The organism is Advenella incenata (assembly GCF_004217095.1).
Taxonomy (GTDB): domain Bacteria; phylum Pseudomonadota; class Gammaproteobacteria; order Burkholderiales; family Burkholderiaceae_B; genus Advenella; species Advenella incenata.
Genome location: NZ_SHKO01000001.1, coordinates 179,865 through 195,976 on the forward strand (window position 1 = coordinate 179,865; position 16,112 = coordinate 195,976).

Consider the following 16,112-nt stretch of genomic DNA (forward strand, 5'->3'; position numbering starts at 1 on the left):
AAATATGGAAACGAAAAATGCTATCGCCGCCCTTGCGGCCCTCGCCCAGGAATCTCGCCTCATGGTGTTCCGACTGCTGATTCAAGCCGGTCCGGCCGGCATGGCAGCCGGAAAAATCAGTGAAGCCGTGGGCATTGCGCCTTCGTCCTTGTCTTTTCATCTGAAGGAACTCTCGCATGCCGGCATGATTGCGTCGCGGCAGGAGGGCCGGTCTGTCATCTATACGGCAGAGTATGCAACGGCAGCCAACCTGGTCGCCTTTCTGACAGAGAACTGCTGCAGTGGACAAGACTGCGATCTGTCTTGTGTGCAAACTGAAAAAGCAACGGAGACAGCATGAGAACCCGCAGCATTATTGACGCCGATTACCTGCCTGCACTGGATCCGGCCTTCGCATTGAACAGACCGGCTTCGGGCCTGGCGCCAGACTCCCCACCCTTGCGCATTCTGCTGTTGTACGGTTCATTGCGCCCCCGCTCTTTTTCCCGTCTATGCGTTGAAGAAGCGGCGCGCATATTGCAGTTTTTTGGCGCTGAAACCCGAATTTTTGATCCCTCGGATTTGCCCTTGCCGGACCAGGTGGAAAATGATGATCACCCTGCGGTAAAAGCGTTGCGGGAACTCTCAGCGTGGTCAGAAGGCCAGGTCTGGTGCAGCCCGGAAAGGCATGGTCAGATCACCGGGATCATGAAGGCACAAATAGACCACTTGCCACTGGAAATGGCCGGTATCAGGCCCACCCAGGGGCGCACATTGGCTGTTATGCAGGTATCGGGTGGGTCCCAGAGCTTCAATGCGGTCAATACCCTGCGTTTGCTTGGCCGTTGGATGCGCATGTTCACCATTCCAAATCAGTCCAGCGTGGCCAAAGCCTATCAGGAATTTGATGAGGCGGGGCGTATGAAGCCCTCACCGTATTACGACCGTATTGTTGACGTCATGGAAGAGTTAGTGCGCTTTACTGCATTGCTGCGCTCGCATCAGGATGTATTGACCGACCGATATTCCGAACGAAAAGCCAAGGGTCGGATTATCGACCCTGCCAGAGATCTTTCATCCATTGCTATTACTCCTCAAACCCAGGCTGAGCGAGAAACATCATGACCCCGAGAACCTATAACGTGCTTATTCTGTGCACGGGCAATTCCGCCCGCAGCATCATGGCCGAAGCGCTTATCAACACGATGGGGCAGGGGCGGTTCAACGCCTTCAGTGCAGGTAGCCACCCAATGGGCAAGGTAAACCCTTTTGCTGTCGAAAAAACAGAATCAATAGGCTATCCCTCTGAAAAATTGCGCAGTAAAAACTGGGACGAATTCGCAATGGCCGATGCGCCGATCATGGATTTTGTCATTACGGTATGCGATAACGCCGCAGGCGAGGTCTGCCCCGTGTGGCCAGGAAAGCCCATTACTGCGCATTGGGGATTTGAGGATCCGGCAGCGGTAGAGGGGTCCGATGAAGAGAAAAGGCAGGCCTTTGATAAAGCCTTTCGCAACATCATGAATCGTGTTCGTCTTTTTGTGAGCTTGCCCTTCCATATTCTGGATCAGACGGCCATCAAACACGAGTTATCAAAAATCGGTACCGCCGGCGAGGCGGCATGAGTGCGTCGAGTAAGGCAGAGCCAGCGCCTGCGATCAGTGTTTTTGAGCGCTACCTGACACTATGGGTGGCGCTGTGCATTGTGGTTGGCGTATTGCTTGGCCAAGGTTTGCCCAATGTCTTTCGCGCTATTGGCGCTATGGAAGTGGCTCGGGTTAATTTGCCTGTCGGCGTGCTGATTTGGGTCATGATTATCCCGATGCTGGTAAAGATTGATTTTTTTGCACTGAACCAGGTTACCAGGCACTGGCGTGGTATCGGTATTACACTTTTCATAAACTGGGCCGTCAAGCCGTTTACCATGGCATTTCTCGGGTGGCTTTTCGTGCGACACGTTTTTGCGCCTTACCTGCCGGCAGACCAGCTCGATAGCTACATTGCCGGCCTGATTCTGCTGGCGGCCGCGCCGTGTACGGCAATGGTGTTTGTGTGGAGTCGCCTGACCCAGGGTGATCCTTATTTCACGCTCTCACAGGTTGCATTAAATGATGCGATCATGATCGTGGCATTTGCCCCGATTGTGGGTCTGTTGCTCGGCCTGTCTTCCATTTCTGTGCCCTGGGATACATTACTGGTTTCAGTGGTGCTTTACATTATCGTGCCGGTCATTCTGGCGCAGATCTGGCGTCGCTGGCTCCTTAACAAAGGGCAGGCCGCCTACGAGCGGGCCATGCACATCATCGGGCCCTGGTCGATAGTGGCGCTATTGCTTACGCTGGTGCTGCTTTTCGCCTTTCAGGGCAAGGCCATCATAGCCCAGCCGCTGGTTATTGCGATGCTGGCGGTACCTATCCTGATCCAGGTGTTTTTCAACTCCGGGCTGGCTTACTGGCTCAATAAAAAGGCCGGAGAAAGCCATGCAGTGGCCTGCCCGTCAGCCCTGATCGGCGCCAGCAATTTCTTCGAACTAGCCGTTGCGGCGGCCATCAGCCTGTTCGGGTTGCACTCTGGCGCAGCTTTGGCAACGGTCGTGGGGGTATTGGTCGAGGTTCCGGTCATGCTGTTGGTTGTGCGCATCGTGAATCGGACAAAGCACTGGTACGAGCAAAATTAGTGTTAAATTGCCAATCATCGCGCTGCCCAGGCCGGGGACGCGATGGCCGGTCTTAATCAGATAGCCTGGCCGTCAATCAGATAGCTCCGTCGATACCGCGTGAACAGCAGCAAGGATCCGTTCCCATGGCAATAAAACTGGCCCTCCCTGGACAAAAAAGGGAATGGGATCGTCATCTGGTGGCGGTTATTGCTTCGCTTGGCGTTACGCAAATCATCGGCTACGGCACCCTGTACTATGCCTTCAGTATTCTTGCTTCCGATATGGCTGCAGACCTGGGCTGGTCGGTTGAGTGGGTTTTTGGTGTCTTGTCTGTGGCGCTGCTTGCTGGCGGCTTGATGGCGCCCTGGATAGGCATATGGATAGACCGGTTCGGAGCAGGGCGCGTCATGACGCTGGGCTCGGGATTGGCCGCTGTGGCGCTCATTGCATGTGCAGCGGCGGCGAATCATATTGTATTTGTGGTGGCCCTGATCGCGATTGAAATAACCGCTAATTTGGTGCAGTACGCGGCAGCGTTTGCACTCCTGGTGCAAAAATATCCTCTGACAGCCCAGCGCAGCATCACTTACCTGACGTTGATCGGCGGTTTTGCCTCCACTATTTTCTGGCCCATCACAACGGCGTTGCATGCGCAGCTATCGTGGCAAAACGTTTATTATATTTTTGCGGCCATCAATCTGCTTGTCTGTCTGCCCATTCATGCCTGGCTGGCGCGCGGGGCCCGGCAAGGCAAAACCAGAACGGAATCCGAATTAAAAGTGTTGCCGGGGCGGCTGGTGGGCTCGGCCCGGCACACCGCCTTTATGCTGATGGTGATTGCGTTCGCGCTGCAATCGCTGGTTGCATCGGCCATATTGGTGCATATGGTGCCGCTATTGTCAGGCCTGGGCCTGGGCGCGACGGCTGCCCTGGTGGGGACGCTCTTTGGACCCGCTCAAGTGGCTAGTCGGCTCACCAATATGGTCTTTGGCGGCAACCTCTCGCCAGTGACGCTTGCCACCGTTGCTTCTGCGCTCATGTGTACCGCCATTGCCGTGCTCAACAGCACTGCGCCCAGTGTCGCCGGTGCTATCACTTTTGCAATTTTATTCGGCCTGGGCAACGGCTTGTTCAGTATTGTTGCAGGTACCTTGCCGCTGGTGCTTTTTGGGAGCCAGGGCTACGGCAGATTGCAGGGGAAAATCACGGCTGCACGTTTGACCGTTTCGGCCGTCGCGCCTTTCGCCCTGGCGTTCGGAATGATTAATATCGGCATTCAGTGGGCGCTGGCAATCACCATTGTTTTGGGAGCGGGGGCGATTGTCGCGTACGTGCTGATCAGGCGACTGGAGTCCAAAGTGCAATGACTCGGTGCATTGCACTTTGATTTTACATAGTGCGCTCGCACAAGTCTTCTTTTGGGAGTGTATGGGACTCGTTGGCGCTTTGTGCGTTCTCCGGCAAAGACATGGGAGTATGCATGCAACCAGGCAAGTCCTGGGCCTTCGCACGCTCCGGACGTCTGGCTACAGAAGAGGTATCCATGAGGGGGATCAGATCAAGATAAGTTTTCATCGTGTTGAATATGCTGAAACGGTACTCTGCCTGCGACGAATGCGTTAAAAAATAGGACTTTGCCAGCCAGCTTCTTTATGAAGTTGCGCGCTCGCCAACACCGCGCTGACGTAACGAGGATATCAAGCGATAGGCTTCGGGCGACGACTGGTCGAGGTCATCAAAAACAACCCGAAAGGCTGCACCAGGATTGGCCGCAATGATCGCTATGGTCCAGCCATGCGCCTGGGCAATCTGTTGGCAAATGGCCAGCCCCAGCCCTGATCGACCGTCGCTGTCTGCACCTCGCCAAAAACGATTAAATACCTTGGGCAAGTCGTTCGGTGCAATGCCTGGACCGTAATCACGCACGGTAAGCCCGTTCTCATCATGCAGAACCTCTACGGTGGTACCGGCGGGGGCGTGCTGAATGGCATTCTCCAGCAAATTGCGTATGAGAATGGCCAGTGCTGCACTGTCGGCCTTGATCAGAATCGGTTTTGCCAGCGCATTGGTATTGATTGCCACATCACGACTGTCGGCCAGCCGGTCAAGTTTGACGATGGCGTCTGCCACCACCATGGCCGGGTCAGTTTCAGCCATGATGTAATTATGGGATTCGCTGCATTCGGCCAGTTGCAACAACTGCTGAATCTGGCGTGACATGGCGTCGATGTCGGACAGTAGCTGTGCACGATCGCTTGAGTCGCCCAGTTCAACCGTGCCACGCATCAGTGCCAGCGGCGTTTTGAGCTCGTGCGCAGTGGTAGCCAGAAATTCCTGCTGGACACGATATCCGTTGGCCAGTCTATCAAGTGCGCCATTAAACGCAGTGATCAGGGGCACCAGCTCGGAAGGCAGACTCTCGGTCGCCAGCCTGGCTTGCAAGTTGCCGGGAGTGATACGTGATGCGGCCAGCGATACCTTTTGTACCGGTTTCATCAGGCGACAGATGGTGCACAGTACGATGGCACTGAATATCAACAAGGCAACGATGGTCATGATTAGCGTTGTGAGGCGTACGGTACCGCCGTCATTTTCCGTCAGCCTCTGCTGAAAGCGCTCGCTGCGGGCAACCTGCACATAATATTGCGGCCCAGGTCGGGTGAGTGCGAATGTAGCAATATGGAGTAAATTGCCGCCAGGGGCCACGTCAAATCTTGTTAACAGCGGGTTAAAAGCCTGTCCGGCGGGCGCAAACGCATGGGCGCCGTCGTCCGATGCAAGCAGCACTTTACCTTGTGCATCAACAACGCGATAGACAGCATCATCTTTCAGAACCTCGAAAACGCTGGATAAGCCTGGCTTGAGGTTGACAGCAATGGGCCTGTCTGCCGAGTCAAAGACCAAGCCATCAGTCAGTTGCCGTTCGTTTCCTGCGAAATCAGCTTCCAGCATCACTCGCGGAAAATAGGTAATGACTACGTGAGAAAGAATCGCGACAAATGCAGTTGTAATAATCAGCGCAATGGTAGTGGTAAAAAGCAGCTTTCCGGTCAGGCTATGGAGTTTCATCATCCGCCTTTTGAAGGACAAAGCCTTTGCCGCGCAGATTGACAATTTGCGTGAAGGAGCCTGCCGCCAGAATTTTGCGGCGCAGACGGTGTACCGCGACATCCAGTGCGTTGGGTGTGACGCCTTCTCCCAGACCCCAGCCGGCTGCTTCAAGTCGGTTTCGCTGGACCACCTGGCCTGCAGCCTGAACTAATGCCAGCAGGATTTGCAGTTCTGCCGGAGCCAGAGGTGTAGACACGTTCCCGTAGTTCATGCAGCCGCGCACCGTGTGCACGGAAATACCGGCGAAAGCCGGCTCCAGGCTGGCCAATCTAAGTGGCCGACGCATCAGCGCGCGCACCCGGGCAACCAGTTCCTCTAAAGAAAAGGGCTTGGGAAGATAGTCGTCTGCGCCCGACTCCAGTCCTTCAATGCGATCATGAATGGCATCCCTTGCCGTGACCATCAGGCAGGGCGTTGCATTGCCAACGGCACGCAGGCGCCTGACCAGATTAAGGCCATCGCCGTCCGGCACACTGCGATCAATCACGAATACGCCGTATAAGCCGGGTGTCATGGCCGGCCAGACGGAGTCCAGGCGTTCGAAAACGTCTGCCTCAATGCCGGCCGCAGCCAGGGCTTTGCACATGAGCGCGGCCATGCGCGGATTGTCTTCCAGGATTGCAATACGGTTAGATGACATGTCTTCTTCAGAATCTATACAGGTAGCCCATTCGTAGCGATGGAGAGGTACTGCGCCGCACCAGCGGACTGTCGGTGACACCAGAACCCCAGCGCTCTACCCCAACGTCCAGGAACAGATTCTGATGGCTGGTGAGGGCGTAATCTATTCTGATACCCGCGTTTACATTGGTGCTGGATTTTCCCTCGTAACGAGCGCGCTCAGCATTGACTTCGCTGTCTTTGACGCCGAAGTAATAATCCACATCCTTGCTGTCGGACCATTGAACTCCGGCGTAAGGCGTGATCTGAATCCGATCGCCGGCTTCGAAGGACCGTTCCACCGCCAGTTTAATACGATTACCCTTGCTCTTGCCCAGAGCGCGCATCCATTCGAGTGAAACGTCGGCAACGCCGCTATGCCAGGTGGTGGCCAGGCCCAGCCACAACCCGCCTTCGCGCTTGTCCATACCCGAAAGGTAGGAAGAGTCAGACGATTTATAACCATCGCCCAAAGCGTATCTGGCCCGGATTGAAAAATCGACAGGGCCGGCGGAGGGTAGTTTGGCGTCGAAGGTCGTGCCGAAAAATCGTACGTATCGATTCTGAAATCCCAGCAGGGGGATGGCGCTGGTTTCATTGCCCACGCCGCGATACGGACTACGCTGTATGCCGATGCCTGCACCCAGGCTCCATTGCGATTCGTTCTCCTGTGTATATTCAGGGGTTCGCAGGCCTTGGGCCTGGGCCGCCGTCGAGCCTACGCAGGCCAGCAAAGCGGCTGTCAAAATTCGTGTGGTGCGAGCGTTTCGCAGTTGCATATATTTCCCCTGATCAACTTGGAGTGCAGATTGTCTGGCTATTTCTATTACGCAATCCTTACTGCAGGAAAGAAATTTGCAACAGGCGGGCGAGCATCAAGGCCGGTTGAGAACATGGGACGTACCAACGCAGGCTTTGTTCTGTTTGTGACAGATTGATTGAGAACATCCTGTAAAAACGAATTTTGCTCTGTTTTTCAGAAGCGAATTAACCCGCTCTACGGTCGCGAGCAGGTGTGGGTAGTTATGTTATTGATCGTCTCAAATATTTCAGTTGCAAGAAAAATGAATTTTCACATGGACACGGCTGTTGCTGAGCAAGAAAGAGAAATAGGGATACCCGCCCCGTGGCCTTAGCACTGAACCGCACCCTGCGCGCATCTTGATACCAGGCGGGCGACCGTTTATGATGCCTGTTTTGAGTTAACAGGAAGACTTCATGACAAACGGCATTATTCTCGGCGCTCCATCGTCAACACCGGCGGCAGTGGTAGGAGGCGGCACCATGGGGGCAGATGTCGCTGTTGTTTTGCTGCGCGCGCGTTGCCCGGTACATCTTATCGAGACCCGTGGCGAGGCGCATCAGCAAATCAGGGAACGCATTGCCGCCAATCTGGAGCGCATCAACTGCGGCGATAACGTCGAACTGCTGACCATGGCGGCGACGCTGGAGGAGCTCGATTGGCAGAACATCCAATTGGTCATCGAGTGCATCCCGGAAAAACTCGATTACAAACGTGAACTGTTCAAGTCTCTGTCGGTCCTGGTACGGCCAGATACGGTGCTGGCCAGCAATAGCTCGAGCTTTCCCATCAGTCAGATCGCTGAAGGCCTGCCGCAACGCCAGCGGATGATCGGGTTGCATTTTTTCATGCCTGCGCACATCGTGCCGCTGGTGGAGGTCGTACTGGGCCCAGATACGGATCAGCAGGTGGCCGATGGCCTTGCCACGCTTATGCGTCGCTGCGGATCGGTGCCGATCATGGTTCGCAAGGATGTGCCCGGCTTTGTCGCCAACCGTCTTCAGCATGCCTTGGGTCGCGAAGCGTTTTCGATGATACAGGAAGGCATCGTTACGCCGCAGGACATCGACAATGCAGTGCGGTTCGGCTTTGGCTTTCGCTATATCGCGGCTGGCCCGATCATGCAAAAAGAGCATGCAGGCCTGGATGTGCACGCTGCCGCGGCCGCTACGATCTACCCGACCCTCTCCAATGTAAGCGAACCGCCCCCAGTGCTGGCCGACAAGCCCGGCCAGGGCCAGTTGGGCATGAAGTCCGGCCAGGGGTTTTACGACTGGACACCAGAGCAGATTGCTGTCGAGCGGGCTCGCTACGATAAAGCCCTGCGTACCGGGTTGAGCATTCTGGCCGCGGACCTGCCCCAGATCGAGCCTTGACCGGTTAACGCATCGCCTGCCGCGAATGCGGCTGGTCAGACAAATGCGCCTGTATGCTTGTATGGGCGGCACGGCGTCGCAGGCGCTGCGACAATGACAGTCGTGATCGCGGAGCGCCATGCAGGATCTATACGCTCGCAGGTATTGCACTCCCGGTTTGCTCTATACCCGAACCGAACAGGCAGGCTATCCAGGGGACGGTGCATCAGCGCTGGCGCTTACCGCGGCGTGCCCAGCGTCAGGTTCATATGCCGGTTGACATCCTTGTACAGCAGGTAGCGGAATTTGTCGGGCCCGCCAGCGTAGCAGGCCTGTGGGCAGAAGGCGCGCAGCCACATGAAGTCGCCCGCTTCGACCTCGACCCAGTCCTGATTCAGGCGATAAACGGCCTTGCCTTCGAGCACATACAGGCCGTGTTCCATGACATGCGTTTCGGCAAACGGGATCACGCCGCCGGGCAGGAAGGTCACGATATTGACATGCATGTCATGGCTCATGTCGGTCGGGTCGACGAAGCGCGTGGTGGCCCAGCGCCCTTCGGTGTCCGGCATGGCCACGGGGGTGAGCTGCTGCTCGTTGGTGACAAAGGCGCCAGGGTAGGCAATACCTTCGACAGCCTGGTAGCGCTTGCGGATCCAGTGAAAACGGGCGTTTGTATCGCTGCTGTTGCGCACGGTCCAGTCCGAGGCGGGGGGAATGAAGGCATAGCCGCCTGGGGTCAGGTTGTGCTCGGTGCCGGCCAGGGTGAGCGAGAGCTGGCCTTCTACCACAAAGAGCACCGCTTCGGCCTGGGGATCCTGCTCGGGATGGTTGCCGCCGCCGCCGGGGCCAACTTCAACAATATATTGGGAGAAGGTCTCTGCAAAACCAGAGAGCGGGCGGGCCAGCACCCATAGCCGGGTTTTGTCCCAAAAGGGCAGATAGCTGGTGACGATATCGCGCATGACGCCTTTGGGAATGACGGCATAGGCTTCGGTAAACATGGCCCTGTCGGTCAGCAATTCGGTCTGGGCCGGATGACCGCCATGAGGCGCGTAGTAGGGAGTCTTTGACATGGGAAAAGGTCCTCGTGTAGTGTCAGTTAAAGCAGAGCGGAGCAAGGCAAGCGGGACGCCGCTTTCAGGGGAGCGGGCCGATCAGGCCGCCAGGCGTGAGTGTGGCAATATCGCAATTGTGTCCTGGCCCGCTGCGGTCGATGACCAGAAAGTCCGAGATTGCCTCCAGCGCCAGTAGCGGGTGATGCCAGACGCCTGCTGCGTAGTTCACGCCTTGCTGGCCCTGGCATAAAAACACGCGCACTTGCCCAATGGTTGGTGCCTCACCGGCAGTAGCGACCGCGACCAGATAGGGACGCGAAGACAGCGGCATAAAGGCCTGGCTGGCCAGCGGATGGCGCTCCATCATGGTGATTTCGAAGGGTAGGGTACGTGGCAAACCACGGAAAATAGACACGATCGCCTTGCCCTGCGGGCCTGGCTCAATATGGGCCAGATCGTGATAACGCTCGGTGTTGCCGTCGTTGATCGTAAAGTGCTGCACCGCATCGCTGGCCTCGATTACCTGGCCAAAGGGGGCGAAGGCCTTGCGTGTCAGCGGTTCTATGGTCAAACTTCTGAGTGTCATGCTTGTTGCTACCTTTAATCCTCGTTTGTTCTGCTCTGGCCATTGAGCGTATTATGCGCCTGTTGCCGGTCAATATCGCCTTCCCAGGCGCCGATAACGATCGTGCCGACACAGTTGCCGATCAGGTTGGTCAGGGCGCGGGCGATGCCCATGAACCAGTCAACCGACAGCACCAATACCAGCCCGATAGCAGGAATCGCCGGAATGGCGCTCAGGGTTGCAGCCAGGATCACGATGGCCGAGCCGGGCACGCCGTGTGCGCCTTTGGATGTCAGCATTGAAATGGCCAGGATGGTGATCAAATCGGTAAATGACAGGGCCGTATTGGTCGCCTGCGCAATGAAAACCGCAGCCAGGGTCAGATAAATGGAAAATCCATCAAGATTGAATGAGTAGCCGGTAGGTATCACCAACCCTACAGTGGAGTTCTTGACGCCCATGCGCTCCAGTTTATGCATGACTTGGGGTAACACGGCGTCTGACGAGGCGGTACCCAGCACCACCAGCAATTCTTCGCGCAAATAGGCAAGCAGTTTGAAAATATTGAAACCGGCAAGTCGCAGAATCAGGCCCAGGATGACCACGACGAATATTGCGCAGGTGACATAGAACAGGACTACCAGCATGCTCAACTGGCCCAGCGTACCCACGCCATATTTGCCGACGGTAAACGCGACTGCACCCAGTACGCCCAGTGGCGCCAGGCGCACGATGAAACCGATGATTTTGAAAAACACATGGGATAATTGATTCACCAGCGCCGCAACCGGCCGCCCGCGCTCCCCCATCAGGGCCACTGCCGCTCCGAACAGAATGGCAATGAGCAGCACCTGCAGGATATCGCCGGAGGCAAATGCATCGGTAAAGGTTTTGGGGATCACGCGCATCAGAAAGCTCACGGTATCTGTTGCATGCTCCGCCTGGGTCGCATAGGGCGCCAGTGCGCTGGCATCCAGTGAGGATGTGTCCACATTCATGCCGTGGCCGGGCTTGAACAAATACGCCAGGCCAATGCCCAGCGCCAGGGCAAAGGTTGTGACGATCTCAAAATACAGCAGGGCCTTGGCGCCCACCCGGCCCACTTTCTTCAGATCGCTGCTGCCGCAGATACCGTGCACCACCACGCAAAATACCAAGGGCGCGATGATCATTTTAATCAGCTTGATAAAGCCGTCGCCCAGTGGCTTGAGCTGCTCGCCAAAATGTGGCCAGAACACGCCGATAATCGCACCCAGAATTAACGCTACAACCACCTGGCAAAAGAGACTTCGACAAATAATACGCATTTTAAATCCACTCCCCGGGAGCACCGTTGAGTGCGCCAGCGTGTTGGTTGTTCGTGAAATTCCATCTGAAATGTCAGATAACATTTCAACTATAATTAGAATGACATAAACTGCGATAGTCGTGAAAACCCTAAAAGGCCTCTTTCTTACCATGCGAACTCCCACCCGCTCTTCGGACCAGTCTTTGGCGCAACAGGCTTTTGAAGCCTTTCGGGATTTGCTCGCTTGCGGCCAAATACGCTCGGGCCAGATGATTTCGATATCAGAACTGGTTGAGGTGACCGGCCTGCCGCTGGCCCCCGTGCGGGAAGCGGTAAAGCGAGCCGCCGCCGCGGGGTTGGTGTCAATTTTGCCTCAGCGGGGCGTGTTGATCCTGGAGACCACCGCCGAGGCGCTGCATGCCGGTTTTCACCTGCGTTATCTGTTTGACCAGGAAGGCGCCCGTCTGTTGGCGCAGCAGGCGCCGGATCGTGAATTGGCGCACTTGCGCCAGGAACATGAACGCGTGCTGGAACAGGCTTCAGAAGGCGCGATATCAGCTCAATTACAGATCAAAGCCATGGAGGTGGACTGGTCACTGCATGCCTGGCTTACCGGGGCATTGAATAACCCGGTTGCACTGGCGGTCTATGAAGAAAATCGTTACCGCCTGAGTGTCATGCAGCACTCGCGCCGGCCCTTGCCTGAAAGAATCATTCCGGCCATGACCGAACATTTGCAAATCATCGATCATATTCAGACCGGCGCTCCGGAAAAGGCGGTGCAGGCGGTCAGAAGCCATTTACAAAAAACCCTGCGCTGGTGGGGTATCGTAGACAATAACGGTCAGGTATTCAAAACGGCCAGATAAGCGCAGACAAGCGTGGACTGCATGTGGCAGCGCTGACACGCCCATGCCTGCGTGGCAACGTTACCCGTGTTGTGACTGGCTGGTACAGCGTACACCGTCGTTGCTTTGCCGGAGTGGCACATACAAGGAGAGAATATGACAAATGTTTTTATTGTTGGTGGTTCAGGAAAAGTGTCCCGGCATCTTGCCCGGCAGTTGAGCGCGCGCGGGCACAAGCCCCAGTCACTGCATCGGGATGCCATGCAGGCCGAGGAACTCAAAGCCCTGGGCGCGACGCCTGTTTACGGAGACCTGCTCCAATTGGACACAGCCGAGCTGGCCCGGCTTATGGCAGACAGCGATGTGGTGGTGTTCTCGGCGGGGGCTGGTGGCAAGGGCGGAGCCCAGATGACCAACGCCATTGATGGGGATGGGCTGGTGCTGGCCGTCGCGGCGGCCATGACAGCGGGCATCCGGCGCTTTGTCCTGGTGTCGGCGTTCCCGGAGGCCGGTCGCGGCAAGGCAGTGTCCGAGACCTTTGAAAATTATATGGCAGTGAAAAAGCGCGCCGACGTGCATCTGGCAGCAACGGATCTGGACTGGGTCATTCTGCGACCGGGCACATTGCTCGATACACCCGGTACCGGTAAGGTACGCGCGGGCCTGGCCATTCCCTATGGCGGCATACCGCGTGCTGACGTGGCGGCTGCGCTGGTCGAAATCATTGAACATCCTGAAGTAAACCGGATCATTATTGAACTGACCCAGGGCGATACGCCGGTGGCCCAGGCCGTGCAGCAACTGGCGCACGTCTGACCGACGACGGTGGGCTTAGCCGGGCTCACTTTCGGCAGGCACCGGCATTGGCTGCATTGGCCGACCGATCACACTGGGGCCCGGTTCAGCCAGCATCTGGGGAGAATCCGCCAGTGCATGAAGACCCCGGCTTTCCTTGCGCTGGGATGCACACGTCGCGATCAGCCAGGCACAATCCAGACGATTGCGCAAATCCAGCCGCGTTGGTGTCCAGGCATGTCCAGAGGTATGAGCCAGCAGCGTGCGCCAGCGCCCTAACTGGTCAAGTGCCTGACCAATGCCCGCCGTTGTGCGCATGATGCCCAGATTTTCCCCCATGAGCTTCCGGATGCCTGCTGCATCAGGCAACGCGGATACATCAGGGCTGTCATTGATCGTTTGCTGCCCGTTACCGGCAAGCGACGCTGTGGTAGCGGCCGGTTGCATACGGTCCCCTTGACTGCATTGCTCGATAATGGCTTGTGCGCAATTTCGCCCAATCACAATGCATTCAAGCAGCGAGTTGCTGGCAAGCCTATTGGCGCCGTGCAGGCCGGTATCGGCCACTTCGCCTACGGCATACAGCCGGTCAATATGGGTGCAACCGTTCAAATCGGTAACGATGCCACCGCAGGAGTAATGTGCTGCCGGCGCAACCGGAATGGCTTGGCGGGTGATATCCAGCCCCAGCTCCAGGCAAGTCTGGTAAATCATGGGAAAGTGCTCGCGTATAAAGCTGGCCGGACGGTGAGAAATATCCAGCCATACAGGTTGCCCTTGTTGCCTGCTTATTTCAGCGTGGATGGCCCGTGCCACAATATCGCGCGGCGCAAGCTCGGCGCGCGAATCATAATCCGGCATGAAGCGGCGTTTGGCGTCGTTCACCAGCACACCGCCCTCGCCCCGGACGGCTTCTGAAATCAAAAAGGAGGCCGCGTTCGGCAATGCCAGTGCAGTGGGATGAAACTGCACGAATTCCAGATTGGCAATTTGGCAACCCGCACGCCAGGCGATGGCCTGGCCGTCACCAGTGGCGGTGGACGGGTTGGTGGTATAGGGAAACAGCTGCCCCAGTCCACCCGTGGCCAGGACAGTGTGGCGGGCGGTCAGGGTTAATGTGTTACCTGAAGCCATATCCAGGGCCTGGACGCCCCGGCAGGCTGATCGATCTGTGCGTCCCTGCGAGGCCAACTCGTGCGGGACCAATTCATGCGTAGTTAATTCATGTGCAATCAATGCATCGATGCACACGGTATGCTCAAACACGTGCACGTTGGGCCGCTGCCGCAACCGTGTCTGCAATACAGATGTGATGGCTGATCCGGTGCTGTCTGCTGCGTGAACGATACGGCGATGACTGTGGCCGGCTTCGCGCGTCAGGTGTAATTGATCCGGGCCGGCAAGGGTAAATTGGACGCCCAGGCGTCTTAGCCAGTTGATCGCAGCCGCTGCGGCTTGCACAATGTGGTTGACACTTGTGATATCGCACAGGCCGGCGCCGGCAACCAGCGTATCACGAATGTGGTTATCGGTATGATCTTCGGCGTCCAGCACCGCTGCTATCCCGCCCTGGGCCTTGCTGCTGGCGGTGGTCTCCAGCGACAGTTTACTGACAATGGCAATGCGCATATTGTCAGGCAGGCTTAGGGCAACCGACAAGCCAGCCAAACCGCCACCGATAATCAATACATCATAGTCATGTGCTGTGGCTTTCATCATGCAGGTCCGATTTGGGAAAATAAATGAACATCGCGGCTTATGTCGCCGCTGGCCCGGATGTTCTTTTTGTAGGCGGCAGCAAAATCGAGCATGCGGGCGATGGGTTGGAGCGCCCGATACCCCAACTGTGGATCCAGCATGATTTGCCCGCTATGCGTTTGCAGGCAGTTGGCCACGCCGGCAAGCCCGTTCATTGCCATCCACGGGCAAAAGGCGCAGCTCTTGCAGGTGGCGCTCTCGCCCGCCGTGGGGGCGGCGATGAAAGTCTTGCCTGGCGCCTGCTTTTGCATTTCATGCACGATGCCCTGGTCGGTTGCCACGATAAAGCTTGTCGCCGGCAACTCGGTAACGGCCTGGATCAACCTGCTGGTGGACCCGACCACATCTGCCAGGGCCACCACCGGGGCCGGTGATTCGGGGTGCACCAGCACGCGCGCTTGCGGGTTGGCTTTTTTCAGCTCGGCCAGTTCTTCGGCCTTGAATTCATTATGCACCAGGCACGAACCCTGCCATAGCAGCATGTCCGCGCCGGTTTGCTGTTGTATGTACTGACCCAGATGGCGGTCGGGTCCCCACAGAATTTTTTCACCCCTCTGGTGCAGATAGGTCACGATCTCCAGGGCGATCGAAGAGGTCACCACCCAATCGGCCCTGGCCTTGACTTGCGCGCTGGTATTGGCATATACCACCACTGTGCGCCCCGGGTTAGCATCACAGAAAGCCGCAAAAGCATCGGGCGGGCAGCCCAGATCCAGTGAGCAATTGGCTTCCAGGTCAGGCATTAACACCTGCTTTTCGGGGCTCAGGATCTTGGCAGTCTCACCCATGAACCTGACGCCGGCCACAACCAATGTGGTGGCCGGATGATCCCGGCCGAAGCGGGCCATTTCAAGCGAGTCCCCGACGCAACCACCGGTCTGTAACGCCAGGTCCTGTAGTTCAGCATCAACGTAGTAGTGCGCAACCAGCGTCGCCTGCTGCTTTGCCAGCTGATCGACAATTAACTGCCGATAGGTGTCCCGATCCTTTTTATCGAGTGGCGCGGGCACGCTGGCCCAGGCCTGCTTTACCTGACAGGCCGAGCCTATGCCTGCGTGGGATACCGGCTGGTTCAGCGTCGGAAAATCAATGTCAAATGTCTTGCGTACAGAGAAGGAGGTCGATGTCATGTGTCTGCATCCCGGGCCATTTTCAAAAATATATTATGCTCTGATTGAGTATAAATCGTAAAGTACTTTTTATTTCCCCGGCGTAAGCGTTGTGGTGCAAA

At 56.8% G+C, this 16,112-nt stretch carries 17 protein-coding genes; 8 read left to right on the plus strand and 9 right to left on the minus strand.

Features of this window, described 5'->3' with window-relative positions; translation table 11 throughout:
- Positions 1–4: 4 nt before the first annotated feature.
- The 5 genes from EV681_RS00780 (at position 5) to arsK (ending at position 4,008) form a co-directional block, all read left to right on the plus strand.
- Positions 5–340 (plus strand): ArsR/SmtB family transcription factor, encoded by a 336-nt coding sequence (locus EV681_RS00780; RefSeq protein ID WP_130303079.1) that lies wholly within the window; start codon positions 5–7, stop codon positions 338–340.
- On the plus strand, positions 337–1,104 hold the full coding sequence (gene arsH, locus EV681_RS00785) for an arsenical resistance protein ArsH (protein ID WP_130303080.1): 768 nt from the start codon (positions 337–339) through the stop codon (positions 1,102–1,104). Before EV681_RS00780 ends, arsH begins: the two co-directional genes overlap by 4 nt.
- On the plus strand, positions 1,101–1,607 hold the full coding sequence (locus tag EV681_RS00790) for an arsenate reductase ArsC (RefSeq protein WP_130303081.1): 507 nt from the start codon (positions 1,101–1,103) through the stop codon (positions 1,605–1,607). Before arsH ends, EV681_RS00790 begins: the two co-directional genes overlap by 4 nt.
- Complete coding sequence (arsB, locus tag EV681_RS00795; protein WP_130303082.1) at positions 1,604–2,659, plus strand: ACR3 family arsenite efflux transporter; 1,056 nt, start codon at positions 1,604–1,606, stop codon at positions 2,657–2,659. The genes EV681_RS00790 and arsB overlap by 4 nt, the downstream gene beginning before the upstream one ends.
- A 125-nt stretch (positions 2,660–2,784) precedes the next feature.
- Entirely contained in the window at positions 2,785–4,008 is a 1,224-nt protein-coding gene (gene arsK, locus EV681_RS00800; protein ID WP_130303083.1) for an arsenite efflux MFS transporter ArsK, read from the plus strand.
- A 22-nt stretch (positions 4,009–4,030) separates the two neighbouring features.
- Here the strand turns inward: arsK and EV681_RS00805 are convergent, their stop codons facing one another.
- The 4 genes from EV681_RS00805 to EV681_RS00820 form a co-directional block, all read right to left on the minus strand.
- Positions 4,031–4,216: a hypothetical protein gene (locus tag EV681_RS00805; RefSeq protein ID WP_130303084.1), complete on the minus strand. Its 186-nt coding sequence runs from the start codon at positions 4,214–4,216 to the stop codon at positions 4,031–4,033.
- A 75-nt stretch (positions 4,217–4,291) separates the two neighbouring features.
- Complete coding sequence (locus EV681_RS00810) at positions 4,292–5,710, minus strand: sensor histidine kinase (RefSeq protein ID WP_165392902.1); 1,419 nt, start codon at positions 5,708–5,710, stop codon at positions 4,292–4,294.
- The gene (locus EV681_RS00815; protein WP_130303086.1) at positions 5,697–6,392 is read right to left on the minus strand and encodes a response regulator transcription factor; all 696 of its coding nucleotides are present in this window, start codon (positions 6,390–6,392) and stop codon (positions 5,697–5,699) included. Before EV681_RS00815 ends, EV681_RS00810 begins: the two co-directional genes overlap by 14 nt.
- A 7-nt stretch (positions 6,393–6,399) precedes the next feature.
- A complete protein-coding gene (locus EV681_RS00820) occupies positions 6,400–7,191 on the minus strand; it encodes a MipA/OmpV family protein (protein WP_242612091.1) in 792 nt (263 codons plus the stop codon).
- A 439-nt stretch (positions 7,192–7,630) separates the two neighbouring features.
- Between EV681_RS00820 and EV681_RS00825 the strand changes: the two genes are divergently transcribed.
- On the plus strand, positions 7,631–8,590 hold the full coding sequence (locus tag EV681_RS00825) for a 3-hydroxyacyl-CoA dehydrogenase family protein (protein WP_130303087.1): 960 nt from the start codon (positions 7,631–7,633) through the stop codon (positions 8,588–8,590).
- Positions 8,591–8,808: 218 nt separating this feature from the next.
- Here the strand turns inward: EV681_RS00825 and EV681_RS00830 are convergent, their stop codons facing one another.
- From EV681_RS00830 to EV681_RS00840, 3 genes are all read right to left on the minus strand, one after another.
- Entirely contained in the window at positions 8,809–9,645 is an 837-nt protein-coding gene (locus EV681_RS00830; protein WP_130303088.1) for a bifunctional allantoicase/(S)-ureidoglycine aminohydrolase, read from the minus strand.
- 64 nt (positions 9,646–9,709) lie between these two features.
- Entirely contained in the window at positions 9,710–10,213 is a 504-nt protein-coding gene (locus tag EV681_RS00835; RefSeq protein WP_128393485.1) for an ureidoglycolate lyase, read from the minus strand.
- Positions 10,214–10,227: 14 nt separating this feature from the next.
- Positions 10,228–11,499, minus strand: coding sequence for a C4-dicarboxylate transporter DctA (locus tag EV681_RS00840; protein WP_130303089.1), 1,272 nt, complete (start codon positions 11,497–11,499; stop codon positions 10,228–10,230).
- Between the two features lie 121 nt (positions 11,500–11,620).
- On the opposite strand from EV681_RS00840, the gene EV681_RS00845 reads away from it, so the two are divergent.
- Together EV681_RS00845 and EV681_RS00850 are read left to right on the plus strand one after the other, a co-directional pair.
- On the plus strand, positions 11,621–12,349 hold the full coding sequence (locus EV681_RS00845) for a GntR family transcriptional regulator (RefSeq protein ID WP_242612092.1): 729 nt from the start codon (positions 11,621–11,623) through the stop codon (positions 12,347–12,349).
- Between the two features lie 135 nt (positions 12,350–12,484).
- Positions 12,485–13,144: an SDR family oxidoreductase gene (locus tag EV681_RS00850; RefSeq protein WP_128393487.1), complete on the plus strand. Its 660-nt coding sequence runs from the start codon at positions 12,485–12,487 to the stop codon at positions 13,142–13,144.
- A gap of 15 nt (positions 13,145–13,159) precedes the next feature.
- On the opposite strand, the gene nadB is transcribed toward EV681_RS00850, so the two are convergent.
- Positions 13,160–14,842, minus strand: a complete 1,683-nt coding sequence (gene nadB, locus EV681_RS00855; RefSeq protein WP_130303090.1) for an L-aspartate oxidase — start codon at positions 14,840–14,842, stop codon at positions 13,160–13,162.
- A complete protein-coding gene (gene nadA, locus EV681_RS00860; protein ID WP_128393489.1) occupies positions 14,839–16,011 on the minus strand; it encodes a quinolinate synthase NadA in 1,173 nt (390 codons plus the stop codon). The genes nadB and nadA overlap by 4 nt, the downstream gene beginning before the upstream one ends.
- Positions 16,012–16,112: the final 101 nt, after the last annotated feature.

Coding starts and splice junctions, on each gene's coding strand:
- EV681_RS00835 (WP_128393485.1), bottom strand. CDS start 10,213: ATGACACTCAGAAGTTTGACCATAGAACCGCTGACACGCAAGGCCTTC.
- EV681_RS00790 (WP_130303081.1), top strand. CDS start 1,101: ATGACCCCGAGAACCTATAACGTGCTTATTCTGTGCACGGGCAATTCC.
- EV681_RS00825 (WP_130303087.1), top strand. CDS start 7,631: ATGACAAACGGCATTATTCTCGGCGCTCCATCGTCAACACCGGCGGCA.
- arsH (WP_130303080.1), top strand. CDS start 337: ATGAGAACCCGCAGCATTATTGACGCCGATTACCTGCCTGCACTGGAT.
- EV681_RS00810 (WP_165392902.1), bottom strand. CDS start 5,710: ATGAAACTCCATAGCCTGACCGGAAAGCTGCTTTTTACCACTACCATT.
- EV681_RS00850 (WP_128393487.1), top strand. CDS start 12,485: ATGACAAATGTTTTTATTGTTGGTGGTTCAGGAAAAGTGTCCCGGCAT.
- EV681_RS00780 (WP_130303079.1), top strand. CDS start 5: ATGGAAACGAAAAATGCTATCGCCGCCCTTGCGGCCCTCGCCCAGGAA.
- EV681_RS00840 (WP_130303089.1), bottom strand. CDS start 11,499: ATGCGTATTATTTGTCGAAGTCTCTTTTGCCAGGTGGTTGTAGCGTTA.
- arsK (WP_130303083.1), top strand. CDS start 2,785: ATGGCAATAAAACTGGCCCTCCCTGGACAAAAAAGGGAATGGGATCGT.
- EV681_RS00805 (WP_130303084.1), bottom strand. CDS start 4,216: ATGAAAACTTATCTTGATCTGATCCCCCTCATGGATACCTCTTCTGTA.
- nadA (WP_128393489.1), bottom strand. CDS start 16,011: ATGACATCGACCTCCTTCTCTGTACGCAAGACATTTGACATTGATTTT.
- nadB (WP_130303090.1), bottom strand. CDS start 14,842: ATGATGAAAGCCACAGCACATGACTATGATGTATTGATTATCGGTGGC.
- EV681_RS00820 (WP_242612091.1), bottom strand. CDS start 7,191: ATGCAACTGCGAAACGCTCGCACCACACGAATTTTGACAGCCGCTTTG.
- EV681_RS00830 (WP_130303088.1), bottom strand. CDS start 9,645: ATGTCAAAGACTCCCTACTACGCGCCTCATGGCGGTCATCCGGCCCAG.
- EV681_RS00815 (WP_130303086.1), bottom strand. CDS start 6,392: ATGTCATCTAACCGTATTGCAATCCTGGAAGACAATCCGCGCATGGCC.
- arsB (WP_130303082.1), top strand. CDS start 1,604: ATGAGTGCGTCGAGTAAGGCAGAGCCAGCGCCTGCGATCAGTGTTTTT.